This window comes from Nocardia sp. NPDC088792 (assembly GCF_044750615.1).
Taxonomy (GTDB): domain Bacteria; phylum Actinomycetota; class Actinomycetes; order Mycobacteriales; family Mycobacteriaceae; genus Nocardia.
In genome coordinates, this window is sequence record NZ_JBIVKC010000001.1 from 1,004,537 (window position 1) to 1,020,824 (window position 16,288).

Genomic DNA, 16,288 nt, shown 5'->3' on the forward strand with positions numbered 1-16,288 from the left:
CACCGGTAACTCGGCTGTCGTAGAACGGTTTTCACTGACCGAAACAGCGGTCAGTCCCGGAACAACAGCGCCGAATCCCCGAATTCGTGCCACAGATAGCCGCTCTGCAGCGCGGCCCGGTAAGCCGCACGCACCACACTCGCGCCGGCCACCGACTCCAGCAGTTGCAGATGCGAGGCGCCGGGCGCGTGCCAGCCGGTGACGATCCCGTCCACCGCCCGCGCCGGCCGCGAACCGTCCAGCACGAGATCCGTCCAGCCGGAGGCCGCATGCACCGAACCATCGGCGCCGACCGCCGATTCCAGCGCACGGGTCACGGTGGTGCCCACCGCGATCACGCGACCGCCCGCCGCATGGGTGGCCTGCACCAGGCGGGCCGTCGAGGCCGGCACCCGGAAACGCTCCGGACTCGGCGGCTCCCCCGTCTCCGGTGAAGAGACCCCCGTATGCAGCGTGATCGGCGCCGAACCGATACCGGCGACCACCAGATCGGTCACCAGCGTCTCCGTGAACGGCCGTCCCGCACTGGGCATTTCGGCACTGCCAGGCTCACGCCCGAACACCGTCCGGTAATAGGACGACGACCAGCGTTCCGGCACATACGAATACGTGATCGGGCGGCCGTACCGCGCCAGCAATTGCCGCACGCCGTCCCCCTCCGGAGCCGGGTCGGCGATCCAGAGGCGGGCGGAGCCGGGCAGCCAGGGGGTGCGCAAGGTGAGCGTCTGTCCGTCCGGAAGCCACACGGGCGCACCGGGTTCCAGCGCTCGGCCGTGCCACGGGACACCCCTCGGGTCCCGTAATTCCACCACCCAGCCACCGTCGTCGAGCCAGGTCGAGAAGTGTAATACCGCCGTCTCGTCCCGATACTGGACGTCCACGGCCGCGTCGAGGACGGCCGAGTTGTTGACCACCACCAGATCGCCCGGGTAGAGGAAGTCCGGTAGTTCGCGGAACCGCGCGTGGGTGAGGGTGGATTCGTCGCTCACCAGCAGCCTGACCTCATCACGAGCCAGTCCGCGCGCTTCCGGCGGGCTGGTCGCGGACAGCTCGTCCGGGAGGGTGAACTCGATGGCGTCCATGCTCAATGTCATGACGCCACCGGCAGTTCCGATGCGATGTATCGGCCGCTCGCCGGACGGGTGTCCAGGAGGTGCAGGAGTGCGGGGACCACGGTTTCGGGGAGCGGGCGATCCGAGATGTCCTCGCCGGGGAAGGCGGCCTGATGCATCTCGGTGCGCATATCGCCCGGATCGAAACTGTAGATCCGCAGCGCGGGGTTCTCGGCCGCGAGCACATTCGTCAACTGATCCAGGGCCGCCTTCGAGGCGCCGTAGCCGCCCCAGCCCTCGTAGCCGCCGATCGCCGCATCCGAGCTGACATCGATCAGCACACCGTTCGCGGCACGCAATGACGGCAGGGTCAGTTGCGCGATCGCCAGGGGCGCAAGGACATTGGTGTCGAGCACCGCCGCCAGCTCGGCGAGCGGATAGTGCTCCAATGCCGGTAGCGGGCTGGGGCCGAGGGCGCTGGCATTGTTGAGCACCAGATCCAGCGGCCGCCCGCCGACGATACGAGCGAGTTCGGCGCGGTGCGCGGGGTCGGCGATATCGCCCGCCACCGCCACCGCGCCGGTGTCCGCGCGGATCTTCCCGAGCCGATCCTCGCCGCGCGCGGTGAGGATCAACTGCCAGCCGCGGCCGGCCAGGGCGAGCGCTACCGCCCGCCCGAAGCCGGCCGACGCCCCGGTGACCAGGGCTGTTTTCGTGGTTTCTTCCATATAACCATGGTTAAACCTGAACCTCTGTTCAGGTCAATGTCTTTCGCCCGCAGCGAAGACAGGAACCGGTCAGGCGTTCTCGCGGGCGAAGCCGCGAGCGCCGATGGCCATCAGGATCAGGGAGAACACCACGGTCACAACGGTACCGACGTAGACGTCGTGGGTGCCGAAATCGCCGCGGAACAACGCCCGCGCGGCATTCACGGTGTGCGAATACGGATTGATCTCGGCGATGTCCTGCAACCACTTCGGCCCGACCGTCATCGGCAACAGGATGCCCGACAGCAGCATGACCGGCACCGACACCGAGTTCAGCAGTGAGGCGAGCGTGTCCTCGGAACGCGCCCACAGCCCCAGCGCATAGGACGCGGCGGCCAGCCCCGCCCCCATCACCGCGATGAGCAGCAGCGACAACACCAAGCCCAGCGGATCGGGTCGCAACCCGAAAGCCGCGGCAGCCACCGCCACCAGCACCAGCGCCTGCACGACCAGCACGGTCATATCCTTGAGCACGCGCCCGAGCAGTAGTGCGCCACGCGCGGCGGGCGTGACCCGCTGCCGCTCGATCACGCCGGCCCGCAATTCCGCCACGATGCCGAAACCCACGAACAGGGCGCCGAACAACCCGATCTGGATGACCAGTGCGGGAGTGAGAATCTTCCACGGGTCGGCGCCCGGGCCGAGCGACCCCGCGATGCCCTTCACCAGTGGGCCGAACAGCACCAGATAGATGATCGGCTGCATCACGCCGATGATCACCCACAATGGGTTGCGCAGATTGGAACGCAGCTGGGACCAGAAGATCAATCCGGTATCGCGCAGGAATGTCATGACCGGTCTCCTTCCCGGAGCGAACGCCCGGTGAGCGTGAGGAACACATCGTCGAGGCTGGGACGTTTGACGGTGAGCGAGCCGGGCGTGATGCCCCGATCCCCGAGCGCGTGCAGCAGCGGAACCACCGCGGCATCACCGTGTTCGACGGTGAGATGCACGAGACTCTTTCCGGCATGGCCGTTCTCGAGTCCCTCGGTGCGCAGGCGGCTGCGCAGTTCGAGCACCTCCCCCGCGATGTCCATGGCGAGATCGGCGCTGCCGGAATCGATTTCGAGACTGATCACGTCACCCGAGATGCGCCGCTTGAGCTCGTCCGGGGTGCCCTCGGCCACGATGACGCCATTGTCCATCACCAGGATGCGGTCACAGAGCGCGTCCGCCTCCTCCAGGTAGTGGGTGGTGAGCACGACGGTGGTGCCTTCATCACGCAGCCGGCGGATGTGGTCCCACAGGTTGGCCCGGCTCTGCGGATCCAGTCCAGTGGTGGGTTCGTCGAGATAGATGAGGGTGGGCCGATGCACCATGCCGAGTGCGATATCCACGCGGCGTCGCTGCCCGCCGGAGAGCTGCCCGCACTTGCGGCGTTCCAGGCCGTCGAATTCCAGGGCCTTGGCCAGGTCGGCGGCGTTCTGCTGCGCCTCGGCCTTCGACAGCCCGAAAAGCCTGGCCTGCAAGACCAATTCGTCGCCGACCAGTTCGGCTTCATTGGTGGAGCCGCCCTGCGGCACATAGCCGATGCGGGAACGCACGGTACGGGGCGCGGTGCGCGGATCCGCGCCGACCACGGTGGCCTCGCCGGCGGTGGGGGCGAGCAGGGTGGAGATCATGCGCAGGGTGGTGGTCTTACCGGCGCCGTTCGGGCCGAGCAGGCCCATGATCTCGCCGGCTCGCACATCGAAGTCGATACCGGAAACCGCTTGCACGACACCGGTTTTGGTTTTGAAGGTACGCGCCAGCCCGCGAACCCGGATCACCGGATCGGTGGGCTGGGTGCGGACGGGGGTAGTCGTTTCCACCTGTCCTACGGTAGGAACGACCACTCGAATAGTCAAGCTTGACTATTAAAACTTGATTACTTCACGGGTGGCGGACCACCCCACTGGACCGTCCACACATCCAGTTCCCCGCTCTCGATCCGGGCCAGGGTCCGGCGCGTCCACTCCAGATCCGCCCGCAAGTAGTCCGCGCCCAGCTGCATCCCATCGGCGGCGTGATAGGGCACCGCCTCCAGCGGATTCCCACTCCCGGCCAGCACCCGGGCGATCTCGCGATCCAACCGCATGAGCTCCGCCTCGAACTTCAGGATCCGGGCCCGCAGGGCCGAGATCACCTCATCGCGCGGCACGGTCGGAAACAGCGCGACCGATGCGAAATACGGGGACCTCGGCAGATCGGCGGAGTACAAGGCGGTACGGATCATGTCGCCGTACTCCTTCTCCCCCTCGGCGGTCAGCCGGTACGTGGTGCGTTCCGGCCGCGCCCCGTCCTGCCCCACCCCCTCCAACTCGATGAGCCCGTCCCGCTGCATCGTCTTCAACGAACCGTAGACGGACCCGGGCTTGATGCCGGCCCATTCGTCCGCCTGCCAACTCCGCAGCTCACGCAACACGTCATAACCGTGCACCGGCTGCATCATGCGGACAACCGCCAGCACCAGCAATCGAGTAGTAGGAACAGCCATCTTCGCAGGCTAACGCGAACGAGCCGCCCGGTTGAGAACCGGGCGGCTCGTAATCGGGCCGAATTCAGGCCGCGGCGCGTGGTTGCTGCAGAGTCTTTGGCGCGGCGTCCTTTTGGACTTCCTTGAAGCCGGGGCGGCCGGTGCCGATGAAGGCGACCAGCCACGACGCCACCGCGGCGAAACGGTTACGGAAGCCGACCATGTAGAACACGTGCACCGCCAGCCAGGTGAACCAGGCGAGCAGACCGGTGAACTTGATCTTGTCGTTCAGCTTGGTGACGGCGCTGAAGGTGCTGATCACCGCCATGCTGCCCTTGTCCCAGTACTCGAACGGGGTGGCCGCCTGCTTCTTGCCGCGAATGATGTCCGCGACGTGGCGGCCCTCCTGCATGGCCACCGGCGACTGGCCGGGGTAGCCCTTGAGGGAGGTCATATCACCGATGGCGAAGATGTCCGCGTGCCCGCCGACAGTGCAGTCATCATTGATGAGAAGCCTTCCGGCACGGTCGGTTTCGCAGCCGGTCGCGTCGGCCAGCAGTTTGGCGAAACCGCCCGCCGCCACACCCGCCGACCACACCACGGTCTCGGCGGCGATACCGCGCTCCACACCGTCCTTGCTCTTGACGGTCACCTTGCCGGGCTCGATATCCGTCACGAAGGTGTCAACCAACACCTCGACGCCATTGCCCGTCAACGACTTCCGCGCGTACTCCGACAGCCCGCCGCCGAACGGGGGCAGCACCACGGGCGCGCCCTCGACCAGGGTGACCGAATCCTCCATGTGGAAGTGGCGCTTGGCGAGCTCCTTGAGCTGACCCGCGACCTCGACCCCGGTGGCGCCCGCGCCGACCACGACGAAACTCAGCAGCCGGCGCCGGGTTTCGGGATCCGCGGTCTTGGCCTGCTCGAAAACCCGCTCGATCTGGGCGCGCAGGCGGCACGCATCGTCGATGGTCTTGAGCGAGAAGGTCTTGTCCGCGAAGTCATCCCGGCCGAAGTACGACTGGCTGGCACCGGTCGCGGCGATCAGCTTGCCGTAGCGGATCTTGCGCGGGCCCTCGGCGGTCTCATAGGTGAGTACGGCATTCGGGGCGTCGATCTCGGTGACCTTGCCCAGGCGCGCATCACCGTTCTTGTGGTGCCGAATGATGTTCGCGATCGGCGGGGCAATCTCGTCGGATGCCAGCACACCGGTCGCTACTTGATAGAGGAGAGGTTGGAAGAGGTGCTCGGGCGTACTCGAAATGAGGACGTAGTTGACCCCCGACTTGTTCAACTGCTTCGCGGCGGCGAGCCCGCCGAAGCCCGATCCGACGATGACGACATCCGCGGTTTCGATGCCCGCTTCCACGTACTGCATGACAACTCCCTTCTCTGTCATTACTAACCGTGATTCGAAGTGCGAATGTTCCAGGGGTCAGGGCGCATAATCTAGATGACTCTTATCTACGTTGATCATGAATCGAGGACGAGCCGTGGAGCTGCGCCAACTGGCCTACTTCGTCGCGGTCTGCGAGGAGCTCAGCTTCAGCAAGGCCGCCACACGCTCTTTCATCTCCCAATCGGCGATCAGTCACCAGATCGCCCGCCTGGAACGCGATCTCGGCGTACCGCTCTTCGAGCGGTCCACCCGATCCGTCGTACCCACCGACGCGACCACCCGGCTACTTCCCCTTGCGAAGCAAATGCTGAGCCTGGAATCGGCCATTCGCGCAGCTGTACGGTCTTCCGGGCCGCGAATTCGCCTGGCGGCGAACATGAGCTTCGCAACAAGATCGCTGTCCGCCATCGCCGGAGCACGCGAAGCGCATCCCGGCGCCGAGATCGAATTCGTCATCAAGCCCTTCCGCCAGCGCATTCAGGCCGTCGCCGACGGCGACTGTGATCTTGCTCTCATCCGCGGCAGTATCGACCAACCCGGACTCGCCGTGGAACAGCTCTGGATCGAAGATCCGGTCATAGCCACCTCCACCGCACACCCCCTCGCCATCCGCGGCGGCGACGTCACCCTCACCGAACTCGGGGCCTACCCACTACTGCTGCCACCGGAATCGGAACAGGTCCTGCTGCACAATGTCGTCCGCGGCGCCTTCGCCGATCTACCCACCGGGCCGGCATTCGGACCACCGATTCCGCCGGACCACACCGCCACCATGGAGCTCATCAATCGGCCCGACGCGTGGACCATCCTCTACGCCGACAGCTCGATCGAAGGCATCGCCACCCTGCACCTCACCGGACACCCACTCCGGATTCCGGTCTCGGCCGTGCTGCGCAGCGACATCCGCCGCTCCGCCATCCTCGAAACCTTGGTCGCCGCGCTGCACAGTTCCTAGGTGGTGTGCGCGTCCAGCCACTGGGTCAGCGCGGACAGGGCCGTCGCGTCGATGGGCTGGAAATCATCGGCGAGCACATCGGGCGTGCGGCCCAGCGAGTGCCCGAGGCCCGGAAGCACACGCAGCGTGTGATCGCGATTGCCGGCCAGCGCCAGCGCCGCATCGAGGGCGCTCGCGCCCTCCGCGGGGACATTCGCATCGTCGCGCCCCTGCAGAATCAGCACGGGCCCGGTCAGTTTCGGCGCCTGCTCCGGCACCGTGGGCAAGGTCTTCCCCGGACCGTAGATGAACCCGTCCGAAGCGAAGAGGCGATCGAGGTACTGCTCGGACACCGGACGGAATTCGAGATTCACGTCGAGCTTCCCGTCGTGGTTCGAGTCGAAGTAGGGCGCCACCGTGAAATCACCGTGCGACGCATCGACCGTCGCGTACCCCACGGCCGACCGGGCGACCGCACCACCCTCACCGGTATAGGCACGCCGCAGCTCGTCCGGGCCCAGCAGGCCGTCGACCGAATAGCGTTGCAGGTAAGCGGCTTCGACCTGCTCGGTCTGATACGCGAAAACCAGCCGCCACGGCGCTGCCACCGACCCCTGGAAGACGGCGCCCGCCAACTCCGGATGCGACACCGCGAGCGCGGCCGCCACCGTACTGCCCTCGCTCCAGCCGTACAGGAACACCCGATGCGGATCGATATGCGAATCCTGTTCCGCCGCACGGAGCACCTGCTCGGCATCGGAACGGAAGTCGTTCAGATCCACATCCGTGTCGAACCTCGGATCCACCACATGGGGCTCGCGGACGAAACGCTTGTCGTAGCGCATCACCGCATAGCCGTGCGCAGTCAGCTCATCGGCGATATCGCGGAAGATGTGAGTGGTGCCGTCGTGCGCGGTCGGAATATCGGCATCCCGATCCTCCGGACCCGAACCCGGAATCAGCACCACCACAGGCGCATTCCGCGCACCGGCCGGATAATCGAGTTCCGCACCCGCGCTCACCGGCCCGAATTGAAACGTGAACGCCTCATGCTCGACCGCCGGCACATCCGCCGCCGCCTGCCCCCAGCACACCGATCCCGCGGCCAAGCCCACCGCGACAGCCATCCGAATCCCCATGGCGCACAATCTAGCCTGCGCGGCATCGTGGCCTGGAAGGACCGCCGCAACCGACGCGAGGCCCGGGACCGGTATCGGGACCTACGCCAGCGCGGACGCCACTGAAACGTGCAGGCGCAGGTCGTCGGGCTCCTCATCCTCGACGGCCCAGACGATCTCCTCCATCGATCGCATGAACGCCCAGGCGTGGGCGCGATCCGCGGAGACATCCAGTGCGGCCGCCGTCCTTTCGACCACCGCGCGTGCATGCGCAGGGGTCGGGTTGCTCTGCACCTGGATCATCACGAGAAAACCCGCATCGAAAGCGGCCTCGCCGAGGTATGCCTTGGGGTCGATCAACAACCACGGCTCACGTTCCGCCGCAACGATATTGCCGAGATGCGTATCGCGATTCACCACCAGGAGGGGACCGTCCGGCACGGCGAGTTCCGCGCATCGTTGCGCCGCGCGATCCAGTAGGCCCGCCGGAATCACCTGTGCCACCTGCGGATCCGGGTCGTGGAACATCTTCACCCAGCCGTCGACCATGCTCGCGGCCTCCGGCAGGGCCGGGAATCCCGCGGGGATCTCACCCGGCACGCGGCGCAGTCGCTTGTACAGCGCGCACGCCTGCTCGACCTTCCCGATGTTCTCCGACCGGCCCTCCAGGCTCGGAAACCCGGGCTGGAACAGCAGTTCCGTTCCCGGTCGCGCCCACTCCAGCAGCATCGAACCGCTCACCGGATCGAATTCGTAGAGCCGGACGGCACCGTCACCGCCATAGCAGTACAGCCCGGTGGGCTCGCCGTAGTTCTCTTCGTCCACGACCGGCACCTTCAGCACCGCGACGGATCCGTCCGCCCTGCGTACCGGTGCGACGAAGGAATGCGTTCCCCCGCCGAAGCTGTCGCCGATCAGCTCCAATTCCCAAGCCGCGCAACGCTCGCCCACCAAGGCGGGCAGCGCCGCCACCCACGCCCTGCCGCGCTCCCCGAAGTACTTCTCGATGGACTCGGCGATTCCGGGCGGCAGTGAGATCGGCATTTCCTCACCTTATGTTTCCGGTACTCCGGTCTCGTGCACGGTCCGCCACAGGTAGGTGCGGCCATCCGTGACCAGCACGGCGGTCACCCACCGCTTGGTCACCGCGCCGCCGAACTGGTTCTCCGCGACGAACCGCACCACGATGAGATTCCCACTCCGTGCCAGCTCGACCACATCGGAGACCTCGATCTCCAATCCCGGCTGTAGATTCCGCGCGGACCACAATCCGCCCAGCAGCCCTTCCCGATCCACGGCCTGCCCGGTGGTCACGACCGACGTGAATTGTTCGTCGAGTGCGCCCGAGATCCGGTCGAAGACTTTCGGCAACGCATCGGTTCCCAGCCATTCGGCGAGATCCCAGTGAAGCGCCGCGACCACTTCGGTCAGCACGGGATCAGTAGACATACCCGGAAATCTAAACGACCCGGCCCAACCCACCCCACCCAACACGAGTGCCCCGGCCCTAGGGCCGGGGCACTCGATTTGTTCTACGAGACCGTTAGGTCTCAGCCCTTGTGGGCCTTGACTGCCTCGGTCAGCTGCGGGGCGACGTTGAACAGGTCGCCGACGATGCCGTAGTCCGAGATCTCGAAGATCGGGGCCTCTTCGTCCTTGTTGACGGCCACGATGGTCTTCGAGGTCTGCATGCCGGCGCGGTGCTGGATCGCGCCGGAGATGCCCAGCGCGATGTACAGCTGCGGGGAGACCGTCTTACCGGTCTGACCGACCTGGAACTGGCCCGGGTAGTAGCCCGAGTCGACGGCGGCGCGCGAGGCGCCCACTGCGGCGCCCAGAGCGTCGGCCAGCGGCTCGACGACCTTGCCGAAGTTGTCGGCCGAGCCGACGCCACGACCACCGGAGACCACGATCGCGGCCTCGGTGAGCTCCGGACGGTCACCGCCCACGTTCGGCTCGCGGGAGACGATCTTGACGACGCCTTCCTCCTGAGCCGGAACCTCGACGGCCACCTTCTCGCCCGCGGCGGCCTGCGGGGCCGCCTCGATGGCGCCCGGGCGGACCGAGATCACCGGCACGTCGCCGGTGGCCTTGGCATCCACGGTGAACGCGCCACCGAAGATGGAGTGCTGCACCGAGCCGTCGCCGTTCACGGCGATGGCGTCGATGAGCAGGCCGGAACCGATGCGGGCGGCCAGGCGACCCGACACCTCCTTGCCCTCCGCGGTGGCGGCGACCAGGATCGCGGCCGGGGCGGCGGACTCGGACAGGCCGGCGAGGACGTCGACCTTCGGGGTCACCAGGAAGCCCTCGGCGTCGTCGGACTCGGCGACGTAGATCTTCTCGGCGCCGGCCGCGGCCAGCGCGTCACCCAGCTTGTCGGCGGTGCCGGGCACGGCGACGACGACGGCGGCCGGGGTACCCAGCGCGCGAGCGGCGGTGAGGAGTTCGGTGGTGACCTTCTTGGGGGCACCTTCAGCGTGCTCCACGAGCACGAGTACTTCTGCCATTGTTCTTTCTCCTGAAGTTCGTTGCTCGGGGGGCTTTAGATGATCTTCTGGCCGACCAGGTAGGTGGCGATCTGGTTGCCGCCCTCACCCTCGTCGACGATCTTCTCGCCCGCCGTGCGCGCCGGCTTCGGGGTCACACCGGTCACCTTGGTGCCGGCGTTCGCAACGCCCACGGTCTCCGGGTCGACGCCCAGATCCGCCAGGGTGAAGGTCTGAACTTCCTTCTTCTTGGCGGCCATGATGCCCTTGAAGGACGGGAAACGCGGCTCGTTGATCTTCTCGGTGACCGAGACGATGGCCGGGAGGGTGGCCTCCAGCTTGAAGACGCCCTCGTCGGTCTCGCGCTCGCCGGTGATGCGCTCACCGTCGACGGTCAGCTTGCGGAGGTGGGTCAGCTGCGGCAGGCCCAGGTACTCGGCCACGATGGCCGGCACGGCGCCCGCGCGACCGTCGGTCGCCTCGTTGCCGGCGATGACCAGCTCGATGCCCTCGATCTGGCCGAGAGCGGCGGCCAGGATGTACGAGGTCTGCACGGCGTCGGAGCCGTGGATGGCGTCATCCTGGATGTGGATGGCCTTGTCGGCGCCCATGGACAGCGCCTTGCGGATGGCCTCGGAGGCCCGGGCCGGGCCGGCGGCCAGCACGGTGACCTCGCCGCCCTGCGCTTCCTTGATCAACAGCGCCTCTTCGACGGCGCGCTCGTTGATCTCGTCCAGGATGGCGTCGGCGGCCTCACGGTCGAGGGTGTAGTCACCGCTGGTCAGCTTGCGCTCGGACCAGGTGTCGGGAACCTGCTTGATCAGTACGACGATGTTCGGCATTGGTCTTCGTCGACCTCCTGTTCTGGGGGCACTGGATCTGGCGGTCGCACGATCGATTGCCGTACGTCCACAAGTAGCTCGCGGTGGAGATTACCCTACGTTAAGTTACTCATGGGTAACTTAGCCTGTGATGTTCTGCATCAGCCGATCCGCTTAACGCTGTGATATGGGCAACCGCTAACGTCGATCCAATGAGCGAGGCCGTGACGCACACCGAAAACCCTGCCGATCCCCTGCCTTTGACCGGTGAGCGGACCGTGCCCGGCATCGCCGAGGAGAACTACTGGTTCCGCCGCCACGAAATCGCCTACGTGCGCATGCTCGAACAATGCGCCGGCAAGACCGTGCTCGAAGCCGGCAGCGGAGAAGGCTACGGCGCCAATATGATCGCCGACGTCGCCACGCAGGTCATCGGCCTCGACTACGACGACAGCGCCGTCGCGCACGTGCGCGCCAAGTACCCGCGCGTCGAAATGATCCAGGGCAATCTGGCCGAACTTCCCCTCGACGAAGCCGCCGTCGACATCGTCGTCAACTTCCAAGTGATCGAACACCTTTGGGACCAGTCGCAGTTCCTGCGCGAATGCCTGCGAGTGCTGCGGCCCGGCGGGAAACTGTTGATCAGCACACCCAACCGGATCACCTTCTCCCCCGGGCGCGACACCCCGCTCAACCCTTTCCACACGCGTGAACTGAATGCCGCGGAAATGACCGAACTTCTTGTCGAGGCCGGTTTCCGGGTCGAGTTGATGGCGGGCATCTTCCACGGGCCCGCACTGGTCGCGCTGGACGAGAAGTGGGGCGGATCCCTCATCGACGCGCAGATCGAGCGGGCGCTCGCGGGCGAACCATGGCCGGCCGATCTCACCGGCGATGTGGCTGCCGTGCGTATCGAGGACTTCGAACTGCTCGCCGATGCCGAGCGGGATATCGATGCCAGCCTCGATCTGGTCGCCATCGCGGTGAAGCCGTGACGTCCGCCGAGAACAATGCCGTCCCAGGACAGTTCACGCTGGTCCTGCATTCGCATCTGCCGTGGCTGGCGCATCACGGGCGCTGGCCGGTGGGTGAGGAATGGCTGTACCAGTCCTGGGCGTCCTCCTATCTGCCTGTCGCGCAGGTATTGAGAAAGCTTGCGGCCGAAGGGCGTTCGCATCTGATCAGTCTCGGCATCACGCCGGTGCTGGCCGCGCAGCTGGACGATCCGCACTGCCTGGCGGGCATGCATCACTGGCTCGGCAACTGGCGGTTGCGGGCCGACGAGGCGTCCATGGCGGGCAATACCGCGCTCGGACGGCACGAGCATCGGCTGGCGAACGCGGCGCTGGAAGACTTCGAAACCCGTTGGCGGCACGGGGCTTCGCCGGTGTGGCGGGAACTCATCGACGCCGACGCCATCGAATTGCTGGGCGGGCCGCTGTCGCATCCGTTCCAGCCGTTGCTGGACCAGCGGCTGCGTCAATTCGAACTGGTCGAGGGCCTGGCCGACGCCCGGCATCGGTGGGGGCATACGCCCGCGGGCATCTGGGCTCCCGAATGCGGTTTCACGCCGGGCATGGAACGCGATTACGCGGCGGCGGGCATCTCGCATTTCATGACCGACGGGCCCGCGTTGAAGGGTGACACCACGCTCGGGCGACCGGTGTGGGATTCGGATGTGGTGGCGTTCGGGCGCGACCTGCAGGTGAGCTACCGGGTGTGGTCGCCGAAATCCGGGTATCCCGGGCAGCCCTACTACCGTGATTTCCATCACTACGATCACGCCACCGGGCTCAAACCGGCGCGCGTCACCGGCAAGACCGTGGACGGTCCGGACAAGGCGCCCTACGACCCGATCCTGGCCGGGTCGGCGGTCGGCCGGGACGTGGTCGACTTCGTCGAGACCGTGCGCGAACGGCTCATCTCCGAGTCCGCGCGGATCGGGCGGCCCGCCCTGGTGGTGGCCGCCTTCGACACCGAACTCTTCGGGCACTGGTGGCACGAAGGGCCGCAGTGGCTGGAACAGGTGCTGCGGGCGCTGCCCGAGGCCGGCATCACCGTCGGCACCCTCGCCGACGCACGGGCCCGCGGTTACGTGGGCGAACGCGTGGAACTCGCCGATTCCTCGTGGGGTTCGGGCAAGGACTGGCGGGTGTGGGCCGGCGATCAGGTGACCGATCTCGTCGAACTCAATGCCGAGGTGGTGCGGCTGGCGCTGGACACCCTCGACAAGATGCGGGTGGACGCCGGTACGCTCGGCGGCAGTGCCGGCGGGTTGCGCAACCCGGTCGCGGACCAGCTGCTGCGGGAGGCGATTCTCGCCGTCTCCAGCGACTGGGCGTTCATGGTGTCGAAGGATTCGGCGGCCGGATACGCCCGTGATCGAGCCCATCAGCACGCGCACGCGGTGCGTGAGATTGCCGCTTCGGTAGCCGCCGGGCAACTCGCCAAAGCAGGGCAATTGGCGGCAGGATGGTACGCGGCCGACGGACTGTTTCCCGCGCTGGATGCGCGCCGGCTCGGCCCCGCTTCAGAAGGACCCGCATGAAGATCTTGATGGTTTCGTGGGAGTACCCACCCGTCGTAGTCGGTGGGCTGGGCCGCCACGTCCATCACCTCGCCGTCGAGCTGGCCGCCGCCGGGCACGAAGTCGTGATCCTGGCGCGCCGCCCGATGGGCACCGACGCCACCACCCACCCGACCCACTCGTTCATCGAAGAGGGCGTGCTGGTGGTGGCGGTCGCCGAGGACCCGCCCTGCTTCGATTTCGGCGAAGACATGCTGGCCTGGACGCTGGCCATGGGGCACGCCATGGTGCGCGCCGGAATCGCCCTGCACAAACCGGGAATCGGCGAAGGCTGGACGCCGGACGTCGTGCACGCCCACGACTGGCTGGTCGCGCATCCCGCCATCACCCTGGCCGAGTATTACGACGTCCCTCTGGTTTCCACCATTCACGCCACCGAAGCCGGCCGGCACAGCGGCTGGGTCTCCGGCCGCGTGAACAAGCAGGTGCACTCCGTCGAATGGTGGCTGGCGCACGAATCCGATGCGCTCATCACGTGTTCCGAGTCCATGAAGGACGAGGTGACGCGCCTCTACGGCCCCGAGAAGACGCCGATCACGGTGATCCGCAATGGAATCGACGTGGGCGCCTGGACCTTCCGTGAACGCGCCCCGCGTTCCGGCCCCCCGCGTCTGCTGTATGTCGGCCGGCTCGAATACGAAAAAGGCATCCAGGACGCGATCGCCGCGCTGCCACGCATCCGCAAGGCGCACCCCGGCACCACCCTCACCATCGCCGGCATCGGCACCCAATTCGATTGGCTGCGTGAGCGAGCACGTGCGCATCGGGTGGCCCGCGCGGTGAATTTCGCAGGCCGCCTGGACCATACGGATCTGCTCGGCTGGCTGCACAGCGCCGACGCCGTCGTATTGCCCAGTCGCTACGAACCTTTCGGCATTGTGGCCCTGGAAGCCGCCGCGGCAGGCACTCCCCTGGTCACCTCGAACGCCGGCGGCCTCGGCGACCTGGTGACGGACGGCGTCACCGGTTCCTCCTTCGAACCGGCCGACGTGAACGGCATCGTCGACGCGGTCTGCACCGTCCTCGACGACCCGGCCGGCGCCCAGGACCGCGCCTGGGCCGCCCGCGAACGCCTCACCGCCGACTTCGCCTGGGACGTCGTCGCCCAGGAAACCACCCTGGTCTACCAGCAGGCCAAACGCCGCGTCCGCAACCCCCTGGCCCGCCCGGTCATCGCGGAACGCCCCCTCCCGGAACGCGATCCGAACCAGCCGTACTGACCCAGCCGCCCTCGAAATCGCCACCGGACCAGCCCGCCCGGAACTCGATCAAATATCGACCGTTGTTCGGGACGTTACAAGGGGGCGGTTCCGGGGGCAGTGAAGGGGCTCAGGAGTCGAGTTTCTTCAGGGCCTTTTGGACGGTGAGGAAGGTGCGGGTGGTGACGTTGTCTTTGCCGTACTGCTTTTCTACCCAGGACATGAAGGCGGGGGTGTTGGGGTCGGTGTTGTCGATGATGCTGAGGATGGCGCCGGCGGCTTCGTCGTAGGCGACTACTCGGATTGTGGGAGAGGGGGATTCATCCTTGGGAACCGCGGCGAGGTCCAGGTGGGCGCCCTTGATGAAGGTGACCGTGAGATAGGTTTCGCGGCAGTGGGTGAGGCCGGGGAAGGGGTCGGAGGCGACCAGGTCGTGGAGTTGGTCTCGGGTGCGGATCAGGGTGCCGCCGGGGATGCCGAGTTCCGTGTTCAACGCCTTCTGGATGCGGGATTCCAGTGTGGCGGAGGCGGTTTCGCGAGCCTGGAAGGTTACGTTGCCGCTGGAGAGGAGCGTGGTTACCTGCTCGTAGCCCAGGCCCTCGAAGACCGCGCGGAGTTTCTCGTTGCGCATGTTGGGGTTGCTGGGCATGATCCCGCGCAGGAAGGCGGCGTAACCGGTCATGGGTGAAACCTACCTGCGCGGGGGGACACGTTTCAGGAGGCGGCTACGCCGTTCTTCTTGCGTTCGATGTCGGCCAGGGCCTCGAGGTGCGCGGCGCGTTTCTCGGCGGCGGAATCCCAGGCTTCCTTGCGGTTCTTGACCACGCGGGCGGGGGCGCCCACGGCGATGGAGTAGTCGGGGTAGTCGCCCTTGACCACGGCGTGGGCGCCGAGGACGCAGCCGCGGCCGACCCGGGTGGAGCGGAGGACCGTGACCTTGGCGGCGATCCAGGTGTCGGGGCCGATGCGGACGGGGGACTTGACGATGCCCTGGTCCTTGATGGGGAGGTTGATGTTGTCGGTGACATGGTCGAAATCGCAGATGTAGCACCAGTCCGCGACCAGGGTCGACTCGCCGATCTCGATGTCGAGGTAGGTGTTGACGACATTGTCCTTGCCGAACACCACCTTGTCGCCGATGCGCAGTGAACCCTCGTGGCAGCGCAGGGCATTGCCGTCGCCGATGTGGACCCAGCGGCCGATCTCCATGCGGGCCAGGTCGGGGGTCGCGTGGATCTCCACATTGCGGCCCAGGAAGACCATGCCGCGCAACACGATATGCGGGTTGGCCATCTTGAACTTCCACAGGCGGTAGTACCGGACCAGGTACCAGGGCGTGTACGCGCGATTGGCGAGCACCCACTTCAACGACGCCACCGTGAGGAAGCGCGCCTGCTCCGGATCATGGCGTCGCGAACCCCGCCACCGCGAGCGCAGCGGTGCGCCCCACATACTCGTCACAGA

17 protein-coding genes are annotated in these 16,288 nt (G+C 66.7%); 4 read left to right on the forward strand and 13 right to left on the reverse strand.

Features of this window, described 5'->3' with window-relative positions; genetic code table 11:
- Positions 1-50: 50 nt before the first annotated feature.
- From ACIP5Y_RS04910 to ACIP5Y_RS04935, 6 genes are all read right to left on the reverse strand, one after another.
- Complete coding sequence (locus tag ACIP5Y_RS04910; RefSeq protein ID WP_400347645.1) at positions 51-1,094, reverse strand: S-adenosylmethionine:tRNA ribosyltransferase-isomerase; 1,044 nt, start codon at positions 1,092-1,094, stop codon at positions 51-53.
- The gene (locus tag ACIP5Y_RS04915) at positions 1,091-1,780 is read right to left on the reverse strand and encodes an SDR family NAD(P)-dependent oxidoreductase (protein ID WP_400347647.1); all 690 of its coding nucleotides are present in this window, start codon (positions 1,778-1,780) and stop codon (positions 1,091-1,093) included. Before ACIP5Y_RS04915 ends, ACIP5Y_RS04910 begins: the two co-directional genes overlap by 4 nt.
- Before the next feature lie 69 nt (positions 1,781-1,849).
- Positions 1,850-2,611: an ABC transporter permease gene (locus ACIP5Y_RS04920; protein ID WP_400347649.1), complete on the reverse strand. Its 762-nt coding sequence runs from the start codon at positions 2,609-2,611 to the stop codon at positions 1,850-1,852.
- Complete coding sequence (locus ACIP5Y_RS04925) at positions 2,608-3,630, reverse strand: ATP-binding cassette domain-containing protein (RefSeq protein ID WP_400347650.1); 1,023 nt, start codon at positions 3,628-3,630, stop codon at positions 2,608-2,610. The genes ACIP5Y_RS04920 and ACIP5Y_RS04925 overlap by 4 nt, the downstream gene beginning before the upstream one ends.
- A 56-nt stretch (positions 3,631-3,686) precedes the next feature.
- Positions 3,687-4,295: a PadR family transcriptional regulator gene (locus tag ACIP5Y_RS04930; protein ID WP_400347651.1), complete on the reverse strand. Its 609-nt coding sequence runs from the start codon at positions 4,293-4,295 to the stop codon at positions 3,687-3,689.
- A 64-nt stretch (positions 4,296-4,359) separates the two neighbouring features.
- Positions 4,360-5,655 (reverse strand): NAD(P)/FAD-dependent oxidoreductase, encoded by a 1,296-nt coding sequence (locus tag ACIP5Y_RS04935; protein WP_400347653.1) that lies wholly within the window; start codon positions 5,653-5,655, stop codon positions 4,360-4,362.
- Positions 5,656-5,770: 115 nt separating this feature from the next.
- Between ACIP5Y_RS04935 and ACIP5Y_RS04940 the strand changes: the two genes are divergently transcribed.
- Entirely contained in the window at positions 5,771-6,631 is an 861-nt protein-coding gene (locus ACIP5Y_RS04940; protein WP_400349132.1) for a LysR family transcriptional regulator, read from the forward strand.
- On the opposite strand, the gene ACIP5Y_RS04945 is transcribed toward ACIP5Y_RS04940, so the two are convergent.
- From ACIP5Y_RS04945 to ACIP5Y_RS04965, 5 genes are all read right to left on the reverse strand, one after another.
- A complete protein-coding gene (locus ACIP5Y_RS04945; RefSeq protein WP_400347654.1) occupies positions 6,628-7,749 on the reverse strand; it encodes an alpha/beta hydrolase family protein in 1,122 nt (373 codons plus the stop codon). The genes ACIP5Y_RS04940 and ACIP5Y_RS04945 overlap by 4 nt on opposite strands.
- An 81-nt stretch (positions 7,750-7,830) precedes the next feature.
- The gene (locus tag ACIP5Y_RS04950; RefSeq protein ID WP_400347655.1) at positions 7,831-8,772 is read right to left on the reverse strand and encodes an aminoglycoside phosphotransferase family protein; all 942 of its coding nucleotides are present in this window, start codon (positions 8,770-8,772) and stop codon (positions 7,831-7,833) included.
- A 9-nt stretch (positions 8,773-8,781) separates the two neighbouring features.
- Positions 8,782-9,177: a hypothetical protein gene (locus ACIP5Y_RS04955; protein WP_400347656.1), complete on the reverse strand. Its 396-nt coding sequence runs from the start codon at positions 9,175-9,177 to the stop codon at positions 8,782-8,784.
- Positions 9,178-9,278: 101 nt separating this feature from the next.
- Positions 9,279-10,238 (reverse strand): electron transfer flavoprotein subunit alpha/FixB family protein, encoded by a 960-nt coding sequence (locus ACIP5Y_RS04960; RefSeq protein ID WP_400347657.1) that lies wholly within the window; start codon positions 10,236-10,238, stop codon positions 9,279-9,281.
- Between the two features lie 35 nt (positions 10,239-10,273).
- Positions 10,274-11,059 carry an electron transfer flavoprotein subunit beta/FixA family protein gene (locus tag ACIP5Y_RS04965; RefSeq protein ID WP_400347658.1) on the reverse strand — a complete coding sequence of 262 codons (786 nt, stop codon included), beginning with the start codon at positions 11,057-11,059 and terminating at the stop codon, positions 10,274-10,276.
- A 191-nt stretch (positions 11,060-11,250) separates the two neighbouring features.
- Between ACIP5Y_RS04965 and ACIP5Y_RS04970 the strand changes: the two genes are divergently transcribed.
- The 3 genes from ACIP5Y_RS04970 to ACIP5Y_RS04980 are packed head-to-tail and all read left to right on the forward strand — an operon-like array spanning position 11,251 to position 14,845.
- Positions 11,251-12,033: a class I SAM-dependent methyltransferase gene (locus ACIP5Y_RS04970; protein ID WP_400347660.1), complete on the forward strand. Its 783-nt coding sequence runs from the start codon at positions 11,251-11,253 to the stop codon at positions 12,031-12,033.
- Positions 12,030-13,586 carry a 1,4-alpha-glucan branching protein domain-containing protein gene (locus tag ACIP5Y_RS04975; protein ID WP_400347662.1) on the forward strand — a complete coding sequence of 519 codons (1,557 nt, stop codon included), beginning with the start codon at positions 12,030-12,032 and terminating at the stop codon, positions 13,584-13,586. The genes ACIP5Y_RS04970 and ACIP5Y_RS04975 overlap by 4 nt, the downstream gene beginning before the upstream one ends.
- Positions 13,583-14,845 carry a glycosyltransferase family 4 protein gene (locus ACIP5Y_RS04980; RefSeq protein ID WP_400347664.1) on the forward strand — a complete coding sequence of 421 codons (1,263 nt, stop codon included), beginning with the start codon at positions 13,583-13,585 and terminating at the stop codon, positions 14,843-14,845. The genes ACIP5Y_RS04975 and ACIP5Y_RS04980 overlap by 4 nt, the downstream gene beginning before the upstream one ends.
- 109 nt (positions 14,846-14,954) lie before the next feature.
- On the opposite strand, the gene ACIP5Y_RS04985 is transcribed toward ACIP5Y_RS04980, so the two are convergent.
- Together ACIP5Y_RS04985 and ACIP5Y_RS04990 are read right to left on the reverse strand one after the other, a co-directional pair.
- Positions 14,955-15,506 carry a DUF1697 domain-containing protein gene (locus ACIP5Y_RS04985; protein WP_400347666.1) on the reverse strand — a complete coding sequence of 184 codons (552 nt, stop codon included), beginning with the start codon at positions 15,504-15,506 and terminating at the stop codon, positions 14,955-14,957.
- 32 nt (positions 15,507-15,538) lie between these two features.
- Positions 15,539-16,285, reverse strand: coding sequence for an acyltransferase (locus ACIP5Y_RS04990; RefSeq protein ID WP_400347668.1), 747 nt, complete (start codon positions 16,283-16,285; stop codon positions 15,539-15,541).
- Positions 16,286-16,288 lie beyond the last annotated feature (3 nt).